This window comes from Clostridium beijerinckii (genome assembly GCF_008705175.1).
Taxonomy (GTDB): domain Bacteria; phylum Bacillota; class Clostridia; order Clostridiales; family Clostridiaceae; genus Clostridium; species Clostridium beijerinckii.
The window spans coordinates 1358093-1377248 of sequence record NZ_CP043998.1; the positions used below are offsets into that span (position 1 = coordinate 1358093).

16 protein-coding genes are annotated in these 19156 nt (G+C 31.0%); 15 read left to right on the forward strand and 1 reads right to left on the reverse strand.

Translation table 11 applies throughout. The features are described from left to right. The 12 genes from coaBC (at position 1) to F3K33_RS06220 (ending at position 13267) form a co-directional block, all read left to right on the forward strand. Positions 1 to 1185, forward strand: coding sequence for a bifunctional phosphopantothenoylcysteine decarboxylase/phosphopantothenate--cysteine ligase CoaBC (coaBC, locus tag F3K33_RS06165; RefSeq protein WP_011968483.1), 1185 nt, complete (start codon positions 1 to 3; stop codon positions 1183 to 1185). Between the two features lie 180 nt (positions 1186 to 1365). Next, the gene (gene priA, locus F3K33_RS06170; protein ID WP_039772292.1) at positions 1366 to 3564 is read left to right on the forward strand and encodes a primosomal protein N'; all 2199 of its coding nucleotides are present in this window, start codon (positions 1366 to 1368) and stop codon (positions 3562 to 3564) included. 12 nt (positions 3565 to 3576) lie between these two features. Further along, a complete protein-coding gene (gene def, locus F3K33_RS06175; protein ID WP_011968485.1) occupies positions 3577 to 4035 on the forward strand; it encodes a peptide deformylase in 459 nt (152 codons plus the stop codon). A gap of 22 nt (positions 4036 to 4057) precedes the next feature. Continuing rightward, the gene (gene fmt / locus F3K33_RS06180) at positions 4058 to 4984 is read left to right on the forward strand and encodes a methionyl-tRNA formyltransferase (RefSeq protein ID WP_039772290.1); all 927 of its coding nucleotides are present in this window, start codon (positions 4058 to 4060) and stop codon (positions 4982 to 4984) included. Between the two features lie 15 nt (positions 4985 to 4999). After that, positions 5000 to 5692: a zinc metallopeptidase gene (locus F3K33_RS06185; protein WP_017210769.1), complete on the forward strand. Its 693-nt coding sequence runs from the start codon at positions 5000 to 5002 to the stop codon at positions 5690 to 5692. Between the two features lie 14 nt (positions 5693 to 5706). Beyond that, the gene (gene rsmB, locus F3K33_RS06190; protein WP_017210768.1) at positions 5707 to 7026 is read left to right on the forward strand and encodes a 16S rRNA (cytosine(967)-C(5))-methyltransferase RsmB; all 1320 of its coding nucleotides are present in this window, start codon (positions 5707 to 5709) and stop codon (positions 7024 to 7026) included. Between the two features lie 11 nt (positions 7027 to 7037). Further along, positions 7038 to 8099: a dual-specificity RNA methyltransferase RlmN gene (rlmN, locus tag F3K33_RS06195; RefSeq protein WP_011968489.1), complete on the forward strand. Its 1062-nt coding sequence runs from the start codon at positions 7038 to 7040 to the stop codon at positions 8097 to 8099. Further along, positions 8083 to 8802, forward strand: a complete 720-nt coding sequence (locus F3K33_RS06200; protein WP_011968490.1) for a Stp1/IreP family PP2C-type Ser/Thr phosphatase — start codon at positions 8083 to 8085, stop codon at positions 8800 to 8802. Before rlmN ends, F3K33_RS06200 begins: the two co-directional genes overlap by 17 nt. 1 nt (position 8803) lies before the next feature. Then, positions 8804 to 10750 (forward strand): Stk1 family PASTA domain-containing Ser/Thr kinase, encoded by a 1947-nt coding sequence (gene pknB / locus F3K33_RS06205; protein WP_011968491.1) that lies wholly within the window; start codon positions 8804 to 8806, stop codon positions 10748 to 10750. 366 nt (positions 10751 to 11116) lie between these two features. After that, positions 11117 to 11989 carry a ribosome small subunit-dependent GTPase A gene (gene rsgA / locus F3K33_RS06210; RefSeq protein WP_039772287.1) on the forward strand — a complete coding sequence of 291 codons (873 nt, stop codon included), beginning with the start codon at positions 11117 to 11119 and terminating at the stop codon, positions 11987 to 11989. Then, the gene (gene rpe, locus F3K33_RS06215; RefSeq protein WP_039772286.1) at positions 11983 to 12627 is read left to right on the forward strand and encodes a ribulose-phosphate 3-epimerase; all 645 of its coding nucleotides are present in this window, start codon (positions 11983 to 11985) and stop codon (positions 12625 to 12627) included. The genes rsgA and rpe overlap by 7 nt, the downstream gene beginning before the upstream one ends. A gap of 4 nt (positions 12628 to 12631) precedes the next feature. Next, positions 12632 to 13267 carry a thiamine diphosphokinase gene (locus tag F3K33_RS06220; protein WP_039772285.1) on the forward strand — a complete coding sequence of 212 codons (636 nt, stop codon included), beginning with the start codon at positions 12632 to 12634 and terminating at the stop codon, positions 13265 to 13267. Positions 13268 to 13755: 488 nt separating this feature from the next. On the opposite strand, the gene rpmB is transcribed toward F3K33_RS06220, so the two are convergent. After that, positions 13756 to 13947 (reverse strand): 50S ribosomal protein L28, encoded by a 192-nt coding sequence (gene rpmB / locus F3K33_RS06225; RefSeq protein WP_008424849.1) that lies wholly within the window; start codon positions 13945 to 13947, stop codon positions 13756 to 13758. Positions 13948 to 14907: 960 nt separating this feature from the next. Between rpmB and F3K33_RS06230 the strand changes: the two genes are divergently transcribed. Genes F3K33_RS06230 through recG form a run of 3 tightly spaced genes read left to right on the forward strand, consistent with a single transcriptional unit; the run spans position 14908 to position 19006 of the window. After that, the gene (locus F3K33_RS06230; protein ID WP_017210764.1) at positions 14908 to 15258 is read left to right on the forward strand and encodes an Asp23/Gls24 family envelope stress response protein; all 351 of its coding nucleotides are present in this window, start codon (positions 14908 to 14910) and stop codon (positions 15256 to 15258) included. A gap of 13 nt (positions 15259 to 15271) precedes the next feature. Further along, the gene (locus F3K33_RS06235; RefSeq protein WP_039772282.1) at positions 15272 to 16912 is read left to right on the forward strand and encodes a fatty acid kinase ATP-binding subunit FakA; all 1641 of its coding nucleotides are present in this window, start codon (positions 15272 to 15274) and stop codon (positions 16910 to 16912) included. A gap of 60 nt (positions 16913 to 16972) precedes the next feature. Next, positions 16973 to 19006, forward strand: a complete 2034-nt coding sequence (gene recG, locus F3K33_RS06240) for an ATP-dependent DNA helicase RecG (protein WP_039772280.1) — start codon at positions 16973 to 16975, stop codon at positions 19004 to 19006. Positions 19007 to 19156: the final 150 nt, after the last annotated feature.

A 19156-nucleotide genomic window follows, 5' to 3' on the forward strand; every position in this document is an offset into this window, starting at 1 on the left:
ATGAAAAAGAATTTAGTGTTGGGTGTAAGTGGTGGAATTGCAGTATATAAGGCATTAGAAATAGTAAGTTTACTTGTTAAAAAAGATATTAATGTTAATGTAATTATGACAGAATCAGCTACTAAATTTGTGACCCCATTATCATTTCAATCTTTAAGTCAGAATATGGTTACATGCGATATGTTTGCAGAACCGAAAGCTTGGGAGATTCAACATATAAGTTTAGCAGAAAAGGCAGATGTATTCTTAGTAGCACCTGCTACAGCTAATATAATAGGTAAAGTTGCAAATGGAATAGCAGATGATATGCTTTCGACTACAATAATGGCAACTAAGGCAAAAGTGATTTTTGCGCCTGCAATGAATACCAATATGTATGAGAATCCTATAGTCCAAGAAAATATTAAGAAATTAAAGTCACTTGGATATGAATTCATAGACCCGGCTGAAGGAAGACTTGCTTGTGGAACAAGCGGTAAAGGTAAACTTGAAAGTCCTGAAATTATTGTTGACAAAGTTTTAATGGAATTAAATGAAAATAAAGATTTGCTAAATAAAAATGTTGTAGTAACAGCAGGTCCAACTATAGCACCTATAGATCCGGTGAGGTTTATTACAAATAGATCAACTGGAAAAATGGGTTATGCTATAGCAAAGGAAGCAAGAAATAGAGGAGCCAATGTAACATTAATATCTGGACCAACATCAATAATAGCTCCAAAAGATATTAATGTTGTAGAGGTTTCTACAAATGAAGAAATGAAAAATGAAGTTATGAACATATTTGATGAAGCAGATATAGTAATAAAGTCAGCTGCAGTTGCAGATTATAAGCCTAAAAATTATAGCACACAAAAAATAAAAAAAGGTGATGGAGAGCTCTGCATAGAATTTATTAGAGATAATGATATTCTAATGGAGCTTGGAAGCAAAAAGAAAAATCAAATTCTAGTAGGATTTGCGGCTGAAAGCCAAGAGTTAAAAGATAATGCTATGTCAAAACTACAAAGAAAAAATTTAGATTATATTGTAGCAAACGATATAACAGCAAGTGATACTGGGTTTGCCTCAGAAGATAATAAAGTAATAATCTTGTCTAAAGAAGGTAAGGAAATTTACTTAGATAAGATGAGCAAAGAAAAAATTGCAACTAACTTATTTGATATTATACTTGAGAAGCGCTAGAATTTGCGCTTCTTTTATTAATATTGGAAATACTTATACATATGATACGCAAATGAAGGTAGATGTATAAGTATGAAATAGTTCTGATTATTAGTTTTTATGTAATAATCAGAATGTTAATTATCTAATATTGAATATTGTTAATATAAGATTAGATGTGAGGTGGTAGGTATAAATATCATGTATGCTGAAATAATTATAAATAGTGATGCTTTGGAGATTGATAAGCCATTTACATACAAAGTACCTAGCGAACTTCAGGATAAAATAGGAATAGGATTTAGAGTTAAAGTGCCTTTTGGGCCTAAAAGCAGACCAATAGAAGGCTTTGTATTTTCAATATTGCAGGAAGATGATTTAATTAATTTCAATTATAGAGTGAAAGAGATTTTAAATATATGCGATGATCATGCTATATTAACAAACTATGATATGGAAGTAATTAAATTTTTAAGAAGAAAGTATTTATGTAAATTTATTGATGCAATCCGACTTATGATTCCAGTTGGAATTATGAAGGGGTTAAGGGAAAAAAAGAAAAAAGTAGTTTTAGTAAATGAAGAAATACATGAAGATCAGCTTGATAAAGAAAATTATAAAAAATTATATGATTTCGTAGCTAGCAACAATGGGATTTATACAAAAACAGAAATTGTTAGTAATGGATGCTTTTCTTTATATTTATTAAATAAGTTAATAGAAAAAGGTATACTAAAAACAGAAGAACAAACAGTATTTAGATACAATACTCGAATATATGATACTGATAGTAATAAGAAACTTACAAGAGAACAGGAAAACTGTCTTAATACGATTTTAAACAGTCCTGATCAAAAATATCTAATAAAAGGTGTTACGGGATCGGGGAAGACAGAAGTATATATAAGACTAGTTGAAGAAATGTTAAGGCAAAATAAAAGTACAATTGTTTTAGTTCCGGAAATTTCATTAACCCCTCAGATGATTGAACGATTTAAGGGACGATTTGGAGAAAATGTTGCGCTTTTTCATAGCAGGTTAAGTGATGGTGAAAGATTTGATGAGTGGTATAGAGTAAAAGAAGGGAAAGCTAAATTAGTTATAGGAGCACGAAGTGCCTTGTTTTTGCCGCTTCAGAATCTTGGACTTATTATAATTGATGAAGAACATGAAAATACATATAAATCAGAACATAATCCTAAATATCATACTAGAGAAGTAAGTGAGTTCATATGTGAAATTAAGGACTGTAAATTAGTTATGGGGTCAGCAACTCCTAGCATTGAAAGTTACTACAAAGCTATTCGTGGTGAATATAAACTAATAGAAATGCATAAAAGAACTAATGGGAAAGAAATGCCGCATATGGAAATAGTAGATATGAGGGAAGAATTGAAGAGTAAGAATTTATCATTGTTCAGTAGGAAACTTTTGGCTGAAATAGAGGCAACTTTAAAAGATAAGAAGCAGGTAATTTTGTTTCTAAACAGAAGAGGGTATTCAACATTTATTTCGTGTAGAAGTTGTGGATATGTATTTAAATGTCCAGAATGCGATGTTTCTATGACGTACCATAAAAATGGATATTTGATATGTCATTACTGCGGAAGGGCAGAGAAATCAAAAACTGTATGTCCAAAATGTAATAGTAAATATGTGAAATTTTTTGGAGCAGGAACAGAACGCGTTGAATTAGAAGTGAAAAAATATTTCCCGAAATCAAGAGTATTAAGAATGGATGTTGATACTACACGACATAAAAATTCTCATGAATCAATTTATAATTGTTTTAAAAATGGAGAAGCAGACATCTTAATTGGAACACAAATGGTGTCAAAAGGATTAGATTTTAAAAATGTTACACTGGTTGGAGTTTTAGCGGCAGACATGTCTTTAAATTTGCCTGATTACAGAGCATCTGAAAGAACATATCAAATAATAACGCAGGTTGCAGGCAGATCTGGAAGAGGTGAAGATGAAGGCAAGGTAATAGTTCAAAGCTATACTCCAAACCATTATAGTTTAAAGTGTGCTCAAGAAGAGGATTATGAATCTCTATTTAAAGAAGAAATAAAGATTAGAAGGTTGATGGAAAATCCTCCTTTTGGTAAAATATTATTAATTGTTGGATCTTCAAAATTTGAAGAAAAATTAACAAAATTTATGTATACTTTAGAAGCTGATTTGAAAAAATTAGTAGTAGATGATCTTACTATTCTCGGACCGGTTCCTTGTATAATTTCTAAATTAAAAGAAAATTACAGATGGCAGATAATAATAAAAGGAAATTTTGATGATGAGTTTAGTGAAAAAGTTAAAGATACACTTTATCTATTAAATAAGAGTGTATATAATGAAATAAGGGTTAGTATAGATATTAATCCTAACAATATGACATAGGGGGAATACAAAATGGCATTAAGAAATATAAGAAAATATGGTGATGACGTATTAAGAAAGAAATGCAGAGAAGTTGATAAAATAGATGATAGATTATTGACATTAATTGAAGATATGAAAGAAACAATGTATGATGCTGATGGTGTTGGTCTTGCAGCTCCTCAAGTTGGGATATTAAAGAGACTATTTGTTGTAGATATTGGAGATGGGCCACTAGTATTTATTAATCCAGAAATAATAGAAACAAGTGGGTCTCAAATAGACGAAGAAGGATGCCTTAGCTTACCAGGGGAAACAGAAGAAGTTATGAGACCTAATTACGTTAGAGCTAGAGCTTTAAATGAAAAGGGAGAAGAATTCGAAATAGAAGCTGAAGAATTACTTGCGAGAGCTATTTTGCACGAATATGATCATTTAAATGGAACTCTATTTATAGATAGAGTTAAAGGTAGGGGAGCTTCAAAAAAATAAATACTGATAGGAGGATAATATAATGAATATAGTATTTATGGGTACTCCTGATTTTGCAGTTCCTTCTTTGCAAAGAATGATTAAAGAGTACAATGTTACTGCTATTTTGACTCAACCAGACAAACCAAAGGGTAGAGGAAAGAAAATGGCATACTCTGCAGTTAAAGAAGAAGGATTAAAACATGAAATCCCAATATACCAACCAATAAAGTTAAAAGACGATAGAGATTTGATAGAGAAATTAAAAGAGCTAAAACCAGATTTTATTATAGTAGTGGCATTTGGGCAGATTTTAACTAAGGAAGTATTAGATATACCGAAATATGGATGTATAAATCTTCATGCATCTTTGCTTCCGATGTATAGAGGTGCTGCACCACTAAATTGGGCAATAATAAATGGAGAGAAGAGTTCTGGAAATACCACAATGCTTATGGATGTTGGTTTAGATACAGGAGATATGATTCTTAAGGATGAAGTTGAAATTACTAATAATATGACAACTGGTGAATTACATGATATATTAATGGTTAGAGGAGCAGATTTACTTGTAAAAAGTATAGAGGGAATTTCAAAAGGCGATATAGTCCCAGAAAAGCAAGGGAATGAGACTTTTTATGCCAAGATGCTTGATAAGAATATCGCTAATATAGATTGGAATAAAAGTGCTGAAGAGATTCATAACTTAGTTAGAGGACTAAATCCATGGCCAATTGCCTATACTGATTATAAGAACGAAAGAATGAAGATATATGAAACAGAAGTTCTAAAAGAAAAAAGCAATAAAGAACCTGGTACTATTATAGATGTAAGCAAAAATGGAGTGAAAGTTTCATGCAAGGAAGATGTTCTATTAATAAAAAGAGTACAGTTTCCTAATGGTAAGCCTTTGACAATAGATCAATATATTAATGGACATGAAATAGAGGAAAATATAATCTTACAATAATGGAGTTGATGTATAATGCATTTTTATCCGTTTTTTGATCCAACAATGATATTATTAGTTCCAGCTATAATAATTTCATTTTGGGCTCAATCCAAAATTAATAGCGCTTATAGCGAGTATAGCCAAGTAAGAACAATAAATGGATATACTGGTCAACAAGTTGCAAGAATGATGTTAGATGAAGCTGGGCTTTTTGATGTTAGAATAGAATTGATAAATTCAAAGCTTGGAGATCATTACGATCCTGCAAGTAAAATCCTTAGATTATCTCCGGAGGTATATTCAGGTGCATCTATTTCTTCAGCAGGCATAGCTGCCCACGAGGTCGGGCACGCATTGCAGCATAAAGAAAGGTATGCTCCACTAGTAATAAGAAATTCCATTGTGCCAATTGTAAATATTGGCTCAAATGTATCATGGATGCTATTCTTTGTTGGTATATTATTAGGTTTTAAGGGATTAACTACACTTGGAATAATTTTATTTTCAGGGGTTGTAATTTTTCAGCTAATAACATTACCGGTAGAGTTTGATGCATCAACAAGGGCTTTGAATATATTAAAGTCAAGAGGAATACTATATGGTGACGAAACTAAAAGTGCACAAAAGGTTTTAGACGCAGCAGCAATGACATATGTAGCTGCGACATTAATGGCAGTATCACAATTAATAAGATTAATTGCTATAAGCAATAGAAGAAATGATTAGTAAAGAGGTAGCGTATGAATTGTAGAAAATTAGCAGTAAAGATATTAGGAAGAGTCTTAAATGAAGGGGCTTACTCTAATATTGTATTAGCAAAAGAGTTAAATGAAGCAGAATTAAGTGATAAAGATAAAGCACTATTAACTGAAATTGTTTATGGAGTTTTAAGAAGGAAAAAAACATTAGATATTATAATTTCGAACTTTGTAAAAGATCTTAAGTTAATGAACAAAGATATCTTAAATATTTTAAGAGTAGCAATATACCAAATGAACTTTTTGGATAAAATACCTAGCTATGCTGCTTGTAATGAAGCGGTAGAGGAAGCAAAAGAAATATCAGAAAATGATTCAAAGTTAGTAAATGGAATACTTAGAAATTTCACTAAAAATCCTGATGATATTGAAGTTGTAGGAAATAAAATTGACGAATATGCATATAAGTTTTCATTTGAACCTTGGATGATAAGACTTTTAATAAAGCAATATGGTGAAAATGTATCAAAGAAAATAATGTCTGGATTAAATTCAATTCCACAAGTAAGTGTTAGAGTAAATGAACTTAAAGCTGATTATGATGAAGTATTTGAAAAATTAGAAGAACTTGAATATGAAGTTGAAGAAGGTGTTATTTGCCCAGAAGCAATTTGCATAAAAGGTGGTAAATCTATAGAAAATAATCCGTTATTCCAAGAAGGAAAAATCACAGTTCAAGATGAAAGTGCAATGATTATAGCACCATTATTAGAATTGGAAGAAGGAATGACAGTTACAGATTTGTGTAGTGCACCTGGTGGTAAAACTACTCATATTGCTGAAATACTTCAAAACACTGGAAAAGTATTAGCGTATGATCTTCATGAATCTAAACTTGGATTAATAAAAGAAAATTGTGAGAGATTGGGTATAACTAACGTTGAAGTTAATACAAGTGATGCAACTAAATTAAACCCAGATTTAATAGCATCTAGTGATAGAATCTTAATAGATGTTCCTTGTTCAGGGCTTGGAATAATAAGAAAAAAACCAGAAATAAAGTGGAACAAGACAAGAAATGAGTTAAGAGAAATTATAAAAGTTCAAAGAGATATAATGGAATGTGCATGGATGTATTTAAAAGAGGATGGAATAATGATATATTCAACTTGTACATTAAATAAAGAAGAAAATGAAGAAAATATTGAGTGGTTTGTTAGCAGACATAAAGACTGTAGCGTGAAAAAGATCTTTATTGGTAAACAAGATAACTTAGTATACAATAGAGATGGCTCTCTAACTATTATGCCAAATGAAAATATGGATGGATTCTTTGTGACTAAATTAGAAAAAAGACAATAGTAGGTGAATAAATGAACAATTTGCTAGATTTTACTTTAGAAGAACTTAAAGCATGGATGAAGGAAAATGGTGAAAGTGCATTTAGAGGTCAACAAATATTATCATGGATTTATAAAGGTGTTAAAGAATTCGATAATATGAAGAATATACCAAAGCCATTAGTACAAAAACTAAAAGAAAATTTTTTTGTAGGTCTGCCAAAGATAATAGAAGTATATAAATCTAATATAGATGGTACAGAAAAGTTCTTGTTAGGATTTAAGGATGGAAACTTAATAGAATCTGTACTAATGAGATATAAGCATGGAAATTCCATATGCATATCCACTCAAGTTGGATGTGCAATGGGATGCAAATTTTGTGCATCCACAATTGAAGGTAAAGTTAGAAATCTTACAACTGGAGAAATTTTATCGCAAATTATGGTTGTTCAAGATTATATCAATGAAAGGATTTCCAACGTAGTATTAATGGGAAGTGGCGAACCACTTGATAATTATAATAATGTTATAAAGTTTCTAGAAATAGTTTCTGCTGAATATGCATTAAATATTGGGCAGAGACATATAACATTATCTACTTGTGGAATTGTACCTAAGATATACGAATTAGCAGATAAGGAACTTAGCATAACTCTAGCTTTATCACTACATGCATTTAGTAATGATAAGAGAAAAGAAATTATGCCTATAGCTAATAGGTATAGCATTGAGGAAATATTAGAGGCTTGCAGATATTATATAAATAAAACTAATAGAAGAATTACGTTTGAGTATGCGCTAGTGAAAGATGTGAATGATGGCAGAGAAGATGCAAAGGCATTAGGCAAATTGTTAAAAGGTATGCTTTGTCATGTTAATTTGATTCCAGTAAATGAAATAAAAGAAAATACATATAAGAGATCTTCAAAAAAGGCAATAGAAGATTTTTCAGAAATACTAAAAAATCATGGAATAGAAGTTACTACAAGACGTGAAATGGGAAGTGACATTAATGCAGCATGTGGACAACTTAGAAGAAGTTACATAAATACCCAAGAAATAGAGGGGGAGCAAAATGGTAGGTTTAGTTAGTGATGTTGGGTTAAGGCGAACATTAAATGAAGACTCTGCTTCGTATTTAGAAAGAGACGAATTCAAAATTTATGTAGTGGCAGACGGAATGGGTGGACATAATGCAGGAGAAGTCGCTAGTCAGATGGCTGCAACAAATATTGTTGACTATGTAAGAGAAAATTTTTCTTCGAGTAGAGCAGAAAATTTGCTTGTAGAAGCCATAGAAAAAGTAAATAAAGATATATTTACTTTTTCTAACACTAGCGAAAATTTAAGTGGAATGGGAACTACTGTTACAACTTGTTTTATGACTAAAAATTTTATACAGGTTGCGAATGTAGGTGATAGCTGTTGTTTTGCAGTTAAAAATAATGAAATTAAGAAGATTACTAAAGATCATTCTTTAGTACAAGAACTAGTTGATATTGGGAGTATAAGTGAAAAAGAGGCGGAAAATCATCCTAAGAAAAATATTATTACAAGAGCATTAGGAACTAGCATTAATGTGAATGTAGATATATTTCAGTTAGAGAACAGAGAATATGATCTTTATATATTGTGTTCAGATGGATTGACAAATGAATTAACTAAAGAAGAGATTCTACAAGTCGTCACTGAAGGAGAAAGTTATGTAAACATTGCTAATAAACTTGTATACTTGGCAAAGCAAAACGGTGGCAGAGATAATATAACAGTATTGTTGTTTGGAGGAGAGATGTAGCATGGATGGAATTGTACTTGGAAACAGATACGAGTTGTTAGAAAAAATAGGGGAAGGCGGAATGTCAGAAGTATTTAAGGCAAGAGACAATAAATTAAATAGGTTTGTTGCAGTTAAAATACTTAAGAAAGAACTTTGCGACAACCCTGATATTGTAGAAAAATTTAAAGGTGAAGCAACAGCTGTTGCAGCCTTATCTGACAATAATATAGTAAATATACTAGATGTAGGAACACAGGATGAAATAAATTATATTGTAATGGAATATGTTAAAGGAAAAACATTAAAAGATATTATAAAACAAGTTGGAAAGATGAATTATGAAACAGCTATATCAGTTGCAATTCAAATAGCCAAAGCTTTAGATTGTGCTCATAGAAACAATATAATACATAGAGATGTTAAGCCACAAAATATTTTAGTAACAGAAGATGGAGTTATGAAAGTAACTGATTTTGGAATAGCAAAATCATCAAATTCTGAAACTATTACAAATACTAGTACAATAATGGGATCTGCTCATTATCTTTCTCCAGAACAAGCAAAAGGAAATTTTATTGATTGTAGAACGGATTTATATTCATTAGGAGTTGTATTATATGAGATGGTTACTGGAAATCTCCCATTCCAAGCAGATACTGCTGTAACTATAGCTTTAAAACATCTTCAAGAAGAAGTTGTTCCGCCAAAAAGTGTTAATTCAAAGATTCCTGAGAGTTTAAATCAATTAATTTTAAAGTCAATGGAAAAGGATCCTATTAAGAGATATCAGAATGCTAAAGAAATGATCTCAGATCTCCAAAGAATAAAGGATGATCCTAATGCAAAGATAGATAAAGAAGACGACAATGATCATACTATAATAATGTCTGCTGTGACCGAACAGATAGCAAAGCAAGAGGAAAAGTTGCCTAATAAAAAAGATGATGACTATGATGATGAAGACGATGATGATTATTACTACGAAGACGATGAAGATGAAAAAGGCAGTGGAATAAACAAGAAGAGAATAATGAAAATAACAATAGGTGTAGTTTTAGCATTATTGTTAATAGTTTTAGGTGTTGCAGCTTTTAAAATGGTTAGTTCTGCTAGTGCTAACAGCAAAGAAGTTGAGGTTCCTAATATAGTAGGAAAGAATGTTGATGATGGAAAGAAAGCACTTGAAGCTATAAATTTAGTTTTAGTGGAAGGTGGAACTGAAGCAAGCGATCAGCCAGAAGGAACTATTCTTAAGATGAATCCGGATGCTGGAACTAAGGTTAAAGAAAAAAGTCAGATTAGGGTTATTGTAAGTGGAGGAGCAACAAAACTTAAAATGCCTGATTTGAAGGAGTATGATATAGATACTGCAACTACTATTTTAAAATCCTTTGGACTTAAGATTAGTGATAAAAGCGAAGCTTTTAGCGATAGTGTACCAGAGGGACAAATAATAAGTCAAACTCCGAAAAAAGATACTGAAGTAACAGCAGATGATAAGATAACAGTTGTTGTAAGTAAAGGACCGGAAGTTAAGACTACAAAAGTACCTAGCGTAGTTGGTAAAGACCAAGATACAGCTACAGGCGAATTACAAGATGCTGGTTTAAAAGTATCTGTAAATTCCCAAGAAACACAAGATGAGAGTCAAAACGGTAAAGTTTTAAAACAAACAGGAGAAGGAAATAGAGTGGAGCAGGGAACTACAATTGTTATAACAGTTGGTAAATATGTTGCGAAACAAGATCCACCTGTAACTAATAATCCTACTCAAGGAAATACTAAGCCGGGTGGAAATGGAAGTACTCCTGATAAAAATACTGGAGGAACAGGTGGTACTACTACTGATACACCAGGAAAGACTCCTAATACTCCAGGCACAACTAATCCTACAGGCCCATGGGATGATACAAATAACAGTCAAAACAACACTCAACCTAAAACATCAAATCAAAACCATCAATAGTAAGTAAGGAGAGGTTCATAAAAACCTCTCCTTCTATGATATATATATTGCAATTCACAATGCATATTTCACAATTACGGCTAAAATTCTTACAATATTTTTAGAATTATGATGAAGGATTATTTTTTGCAATATATATTTATAGTTAGATCTACATTAAATCTCTAAAAGAAAATATACTATGATAGAAAATACTAATTTAGAAATTTAATATATTTTGCAATTAAGTTGCTAAGTTCTAGTTGTATTTAGGCACTTGGCTTATTAAAATCTTAAACTTAAATTTATCTAATTTATCATTGCAGCATATATTAACATTCTATAAAAGAATATATAAATTTATTTTATAAGTTATGGAGGGAAATTATGAATGGAAAAATAATAAAGGGCATAGGAGGCTTTTATTATATTAAGACAGATCAAGGCTTAATAGAATGCAAAGCCAGGGGGAAATTTAGACATAAAGACATAAAGCCTATGGTAGGGGATGATGTTACAATTAAGATGGAACATGGAAAAGGCGTTATTGAAGAGATACATGATAGGAAATCTGAATTGGTTAGGCCCACTGTAGCAAATGTTTCTTTAGCATTTGTTGTTTTTGCAGTTAAGAATCCAGACATAAATTTTGATTTATTAAATAAGTTTTTGATTCTATGTGAATATAATAACATTGAGGTTATAGTTTGCTTGAATAAGATAGATTTAGTATCGGAAGAAGAAAGAGAAGAAATAAAGAAGCGAATAAATGTCATAGGTTATGAAGTTCTCTTTATAAATGCTAAGAAAGGAATAGGAATAGAGCGGTTAGAAGAAAAGATTAGAGGAAATATAACAGTTTTTTGTGGACCATCAGGGGCAGGAAAGTCAACATTAATAAATAAGCTTTCAAACAAAGAACATATGGAAACAGGTAATGTAAGCGAGAAGCTTGGAAGAGGGAAGCATACTACAAGGCATAGTGAATTAATTGAGGTAGCGGACGGATATATCGTTGATACCCCAGGATTTTCTACACTAGAAATAAAGGATTTAATGGATAAAAATTCTTTAAAATATTGTTTTCCTGAATTTACACAGTATAATGATAAGTGTAAATATAGAGGCTGTTTACATTATAAAGAACCAAATTGTGCTCTAAAAGAGGCTGTAGAAAGCGAAAAGATTAATAGATACAGATACGAATTTTATGTAAGAGCATTAGAAGAAATAATTGAGGAGGAAAAAAATAAATGGTAAAGATTGCACCATCAATATTATCAGCGGATTTTTCAAAATTAGGAGAGGACATAGAAAGAATAGATAAAGGAGGAGCAGATTTTATTCATATAGATGTAATGGATGGATCTTTTGTTCCTAATATATCTTTTGGTTTACCAGTTATAAAATCTATTAGAAATAGAACAAAGAAGTTATTTGACGTTCATTTAATGATAAATAATCCATCAAATTACATAGATGCTTTTATAGAGGCTGGGGCTGATATAATTACAATTCATCATGAAGCAGATAAACATATAGATAGAACAATTAATTATATTAAGTCAAAAGGAAAAAAAGCAGCGATTTCTTTAAATCCAGGAACTCCAACAAGTGTATTGAAAGATTTAATACCAAGTTTAGATATGGTGTTGATAATGTCTGTTAATCCAGGATTTGGAGGACAAAAATTCATACCTTATTCTCTAGATAAGATTAGAGAGATAAAAGAACTTAGTGATAGATTGAACCCAGGGCTTTTAATAGAAGTTGATGGTGGTATTGATAAGACAAATGTTAAAGAGGTTATAGAAGCAGGTGCAAATGTCATTGTTGCAGGTTCAGCAGTGTTTAATGGTGGGGAAATTGATGAGAATATAAAAGCTCTAAGGGGGTAATAATTTGAATGTTGCAATTGTAAGTGGAGGAAACCCACCTTCAGAGAAGTTACTAAAGAAATATATTAGTGAAGTTGAATTTATAATAGCAGCTGATAAGGGAAGTGAATGCCTTTATAATTATAATATTATTCCAGACTTGCTTTTAGGTGATTTTGACTCTGCCAAAAAGGAAATTTTAGATAATATGAAGTTAAAGGTTAAGGAAGTCTTGGAATTTCAACCAGAGAAAGATTATACTGACACTGAAATTGCAGTAATGGAAGCGATAAAAAGAGGCGCAGAAAAGATATATCTATTCGGGGCAACTGGAACTAGAATGGATCATACACTAGGAAATATAGGACTTATGCTAACTACGAAAAAAAAAGGTGCTAATTTAGAAATATTAGACGATAATAATAGACTTTACCTTGGAGAAAATAAAATGAGGTTATACGGCAAATATGGTGAAAATATATCATTTCATGCATTAAGCGATAAAGTAAGCAAACTTCAAATTAGTGGTGGAAAATACAATCTACCAAGTTATGATTTGGGTTTATTAGATCCACGAGCTATATGTAATGAATTTATTGATACACCAATAGATATAACTTATGAAAAAGGAGAGTTATTAGTTATTCATTCCATAGACTAAATATTCATGAACTTATTTAATTATTTTTTATATTTAAAAGTGGAACATTTTGAGTAGTAACTGAATATTAATATAATAAGACGGATTAAATTTTCATTTTAATTTTTAATATATTAATATTTGGGAGGACTTGTAAATGAAAATAATAGCTTTTAAACTACCTAAGTTTCTATCTAATATAATAAAGTTTTTTAGAAAAAAAGGCTAGAAGTACATAATGTATAATTTAGTTTTAAGCTTTCTAAATAGCTTTAGGCGTAATCAAAAAAAATAACAAGTCCATCTGCCAAGAAAAGTTCCTTGTTGCAGCATAGCTGCTCTTTTCATCATGCTTCATCAACAGATTGAACTAATAGGCTCGCTATGAGCCCGATCTGCTTCTTCGCCTGATGAAAAATAACCATGGCATTTTAGACTCGTTATTTTCTTTCATATGCCTTAAAAATAAAAAATGCAATTGGGATAACAATTGCATTCTTTATTATGAACTATATTGCTCTTTGAACCTTTCCAGATCTAAGGCATCTTGTACATACATGAACAGTTTTTGGTGTTCCGTTAACTAAAGCTTTTACTTTCTTTATGTTAGGAGCCCAAGTTCTCTTTGATTGACGATGTGAATGGCTATAGCTTACTCCAGCTACAACACCCTTATCACAAATTTCGCATCTTCTTGCCATTAGAAAACACCTCCTTATATTCCAAAGATAATCATCTTCAATAGGACAGTGTAAATTATATCATAGGAAAATGTAATAGGCAAGATAAATTATTAATTATAAATTAAAAATTATGTATTGGCAGTTAATATGCGGCTTTACAGCGAAAATGAAACTTATGTGAATACCTGCCGAAATTTGATATGTATTATGTTGTAATTCACAATTCACAATTACGGCCAAAATTCTTGAAATATTTTTAGAATTATGATGAAGAATTATTTTTGCAATATATATATTTATTTCATAGGTAAATTATTCTCTTGATTATGTTTTAAAAACTTTTTAGAAGGAAAGACTTTGTAGAGATAGATTTTTAAAGAAGAGAAGGAAATGATGTGGTTGTACTTTATGTTTTCTAAGTGGAGTATAATCTTGAGTGGACTTAATACTTTTTTCTGGGGAAAAGATCTTGATTGCAGTTAGTTAGTATTGAATTGTGATCTACACTCTTTTCGTATGTATGTTTTTTATAAATTTATGATCTAGGTTGCAGTTTATGCTTTTTCATAGGGGGAAATGATTTGGTTGTACTTTATTTTTTCTAAAGGGAGAATTATCTTAATTGGACTCGATTCTTTTTTCTAGGAAGTAAGCTTGATTGTAGTTAATAAGTTCCGAATTATGCTTTTAACTCTTTCCATATATGCATGCTTTTTTATAAATTTGTGATCTTGATTTTAATTTTAGCTTTTTTAGGAAAGGATCTTAATTTCAGTTTGTGTTTTTTTTAAGGAAAAATGATCTTGGTTGCGCTGCGCGCTTTTTTTAGAGGTGAAATGATCGTAATTGCACTTCGTGCTCTTTTTAAAGGTGTATATTTTTTGAATACTTGAATAAAATATTGTTCTAATATAGAATAGAAAATAAGATGTAAATATAGAATAGAAAATAAGATATAAGAATTTAGGAGGAATATGGATGGTTGGATTTTCAAACGAAAATGGTAATATAAATTATTCAGAGGAAGTTATAGCAAAAATTGTTGGATTATCCACAATGGAATGTTATGGAGTAGTTGGAATGGTTTCTAGAAATGCCAGTGAAGGCTTTTGGGAACTTATTGGTATAGAAAATTTTAGTAAAGGTGTAAAGATACAGCTAACAAGCGAGAAGAAATTACAAATAGAATTATTTGTAATGGTTGAATACGGAACAAAGATATCGGTTATATCTAATAATATAATCCAAAAAGTACGCTATAGTGTTGAAAACTATACAGGACTTAAGGTGTCGTCCATAACAGTAAATGTGCAAGCGGTTAGAGTTTAGGAGGTTAAACTAAATGGAATATACAAAGATAAATGGCCATGATTTTTATAACATGGTTGTGAATGCTAGCAATAAATTGCTAGAGCAAAGTGATTTCGTAAATGCACTTAACGTATTTCCTGTTCCAGACGGAGATACTGGAACTAATATGTCTATGACGTTTAAGGCAGCAGTTAAAGAGATAGAAGATATGGATAGTGATTCTATAGGGGAAATATCAAAAAAATTAGCTAAAGGGGCTTTAATGGGAGCTAGGGGTAACTCTGGTGTTATATTATCGCAAATACTTAGAGGTTTTTCTAAAGGCCTAGAAGGAAAAAAAGAAGTAGATATTAAGGAGTTTGCAGTAGCCTTTTCAGAGGGATCAAAGTCAGCATACAAAGCGGTAATGAGACCGACTGAAGGTACTATACTTTCTGTAATTAGAGCCGCTGCTGAAGCAGCGGTGTCATCTGATGCTAAGGATATGGTTGGCTTTATGGAAGAGATAACAGTTAAATCAAAAGAAATGTTAGATAGAACTCCAGAATTATTACCCGCACTAAAAAAGGCTAAAGTAGTTGATTCAGGCGGAATGGGGCTTTACATTATACTTAGAGGTATGTTTGAAGCATTAAAGAATGATATTAAAGCTGAATTAAGTGATATAAAAATAAGTGGCGCAAATGGTACTTTAGCTAAATCTACAGAAGAAATTGATATAAAGTTTGGGTATTGTACTGAATTTATAATACTTGGTGACGCTAAACGTGCACAAGATTTCCAAAATGAGATAGAGAGCCTTGGAGATTCCATGATAGTTGTTGGATATGATGATGTTATAAAGGTGCACATACATACTAATGATCCTGGATTAGTCTTATCAAAGGCAGTTGCTATAGGAGAATTATCAAAGATAAAGATTGATAATATGAGAGAAGAGCACAGAGAGTTATTAATAAATACTAAGGAATTAACAGAAACTTCGTCTGAAGATGAAGTTGGTGATGGCGAAAAGAAAAAGTATGGCTTTATAACAGTTGCTATGGGAGATGGAATTTCAAATATCTTTAAGGACTTAGGAATAGATTATGTCATTGAAGGTGGCCAGACAATGAATCCGTCTACTCAGGATATTTTAGATGCTGTTGAGAAAATAAATGCTGAACATATTTTCATTATGCCGAACAATAAGAATATAATTATGGCAGCAAATCAGGCGGCAGAAATATCAAGTAAAAATATATTAGTAGTACCTACAACAACTATTCCTCAAGGAATAGCATGTGCCACAATGTTTAACCATGATTCTGAAGTTGAAGAAAATTTCACTAATTTAAAGGATGCAATTGAAGTAGTTAAAACTGGTTCGGTGACATATGCAGTACGTGATACAGAAATTGATGGAATAGATATTAAACAAGGAAATATGTTAGGACTTGTAGAAGGTAAAATAAAAGAGGTAGGCGAAGACAAGAAGGTTGTTGCCGGTAAAGTTCTAGAAGATATGATAGATGATGAAAGTGAACTTATTACTGTATATTATGGTGAAGATGTAAGTGATGAAGATGCAAATGAATTCGAAGTTGAGCTACAAGAAAAGTACGACGACTTAGATATTCAATTTTACAAAGGAAATCAACCACTATATTACTTTTTAATATCAGTAGAATAAGAAATAGTAAGGGCGCCTAATGCTAGGTGCTCTTATTATTTAGGGAGGAAGAGAAGGGCTTTGGATATATATAGCAATATTTCAACATTAAAAGGAGTAGGCCCAAAGGCCACAGAAAAATTAAATAGATGTGGAATTTTTAATATACTAGATATTCTGTTATATTTTCCAAGAGATTATGAATTTGTAGATAGTAATGTGGAATTTGAAAATATTACAGGAGAAGACAAGCAGATTTTAAAGTGTAAAGTCATTAGATTTAGAAGCGATGTAAAAACTAAAACTGGTAAATTATTAACAACTGTAGAATTTGACTATAATGGACATAAAGTATCTGGAAAGTGGTTTAATCAAAGGTATATAAAAAACTCCTTTAAAATAGGAGAAATATATAATTTGATGGGTAAATTTAAAAGGGTAGGAAATACTTTAGAGGTGGTTAATCCTATGGTGACATGTGAAGAAGCTATTTCGAATGAGATCATACCTAAATATCCTCTAAAAGGTGATATAAGCAATAAGTTGTTTGAAAAATTAATTAATGAAATTTTGTCCAAGATGGCAGTTAAGGAGAATTTACCGCAAAATATATTAGATAAATATTCTCTAATTTCATTAAATGAAGCTATTAGAAGCGTCCATTTTCCTGATAATAAGGAAGTGCTGGAAAAGGCTATAATAAGACTTAAATTTCAGGAATTATTTACATATTCACTAAAGTTACTGCTTCTTAAACATAAAATTAAGAAAAACAAAAATGGTATACTTTTTCAGTGGGTAGATGAACTTAGCTTATTTAAAGAGAAGTTACCATTTCCTCTTACTAATGCTCAAACAAGAGTTATACGTGAAATATTGAGAGATCAAAAATCAAATTCATCAATGAATAGACTTATACAAGGAGATGTTGGTAGTGGAAAGACAATAATTGCACTTATAGCTATTTTTAATGTGATCAAAAATGGTTATCAATGTGCATTTATGGCTCCAACAGAGATTCTTGCAAATCAACACTTTGAAGAAGCAAGGAAAGTTTATGATGAATTTAATATAGAAATCGAATTATTAACAGGAACAACTTCAGCAAAAGAAAAGCAGAGGATCAAAGAAAGAATTAGAACTAAAGAACCAATTTTAGTAATAGGAACTCATGCACTTTTCCAAGATGATGTTGAATTTGGAAAGTTAGGGCTTATAGTAACTGATGAGCAGCATAGATTTGGTGTTGAGCAAAGGAGTAAACTTATAAACAAAGGAAAAAGGGCTGATTGCTTAGTTATGACAGCTACTCCAATTCCAAGAACATTGGCATTATACTTATATTCAGATCTTGATGTATCTATAATTGATGAACTGCCACCTGGGAGAAAGAAAATAGATACTAGATTTTATGCTGATAATCAAAGAGATATAGCTTATGATTTGGCATATGATGAGATAAAAAAAGGCCGACAAGTATATATTGTATGCCCTCTTATTGAAGAGGATGAAAAAGAGGAGTTAAATTCAGTAGAAACTTTATATAATAAACTTACCAGTGGAATTTTTAAGGAACTAAAGGTTGAGATACTTCATGGAAAAATGAAAGGCTCTGAAAAAGATGAAATAATAAAAAGATTTAAGAATAATGAAGTTAATGTTCTAATATCAACAACTGTAATTGAAGTAGGCGTTAATGTTCCCAATGCATCCGTAATGATTGTTGAAAATGCAGAACGGTTTGGATTGTCGCAGTTACATCAATTAAGAGGAAGGGTTGGAAGAGGTCAGTATTCATCTTATTGTATATTAATAGCAAAGGCTAAAAGTAATGTGACTAAAAAGAGGATGCAGATAATGACAGAATGTAGTGATGGATTTCTAATATCAGAAAAAGATTTAGAACTCAGAGGTGCAGGAGAGATGTTTGGTAAGAAGCAAAGTGGTGATGAAGGCTTTGTACTTGCAAATCTTTATGATGATATGAAGATTTTAAGATGTGCTAAATTAGAGGCGAATAACATGTTACAAAACGAATTTGAGGTAAATAGGGAAATAATTAATGAACTTAGTAAAAATTTGGAAAAAAGTAGTAAATATATTTGCTTTAATTAATTTGAAATATTATGTATAGATATGTTAATATATAAAATATACACCTATGAAAAGAGCACGAAGTGCAATTAAGATCATTTTGCCTATGAAAAGAGCACGAAGTGCAATTAAGATCATTTTGCCTATGAAAAGAGCGCGAAGCGCAATTAG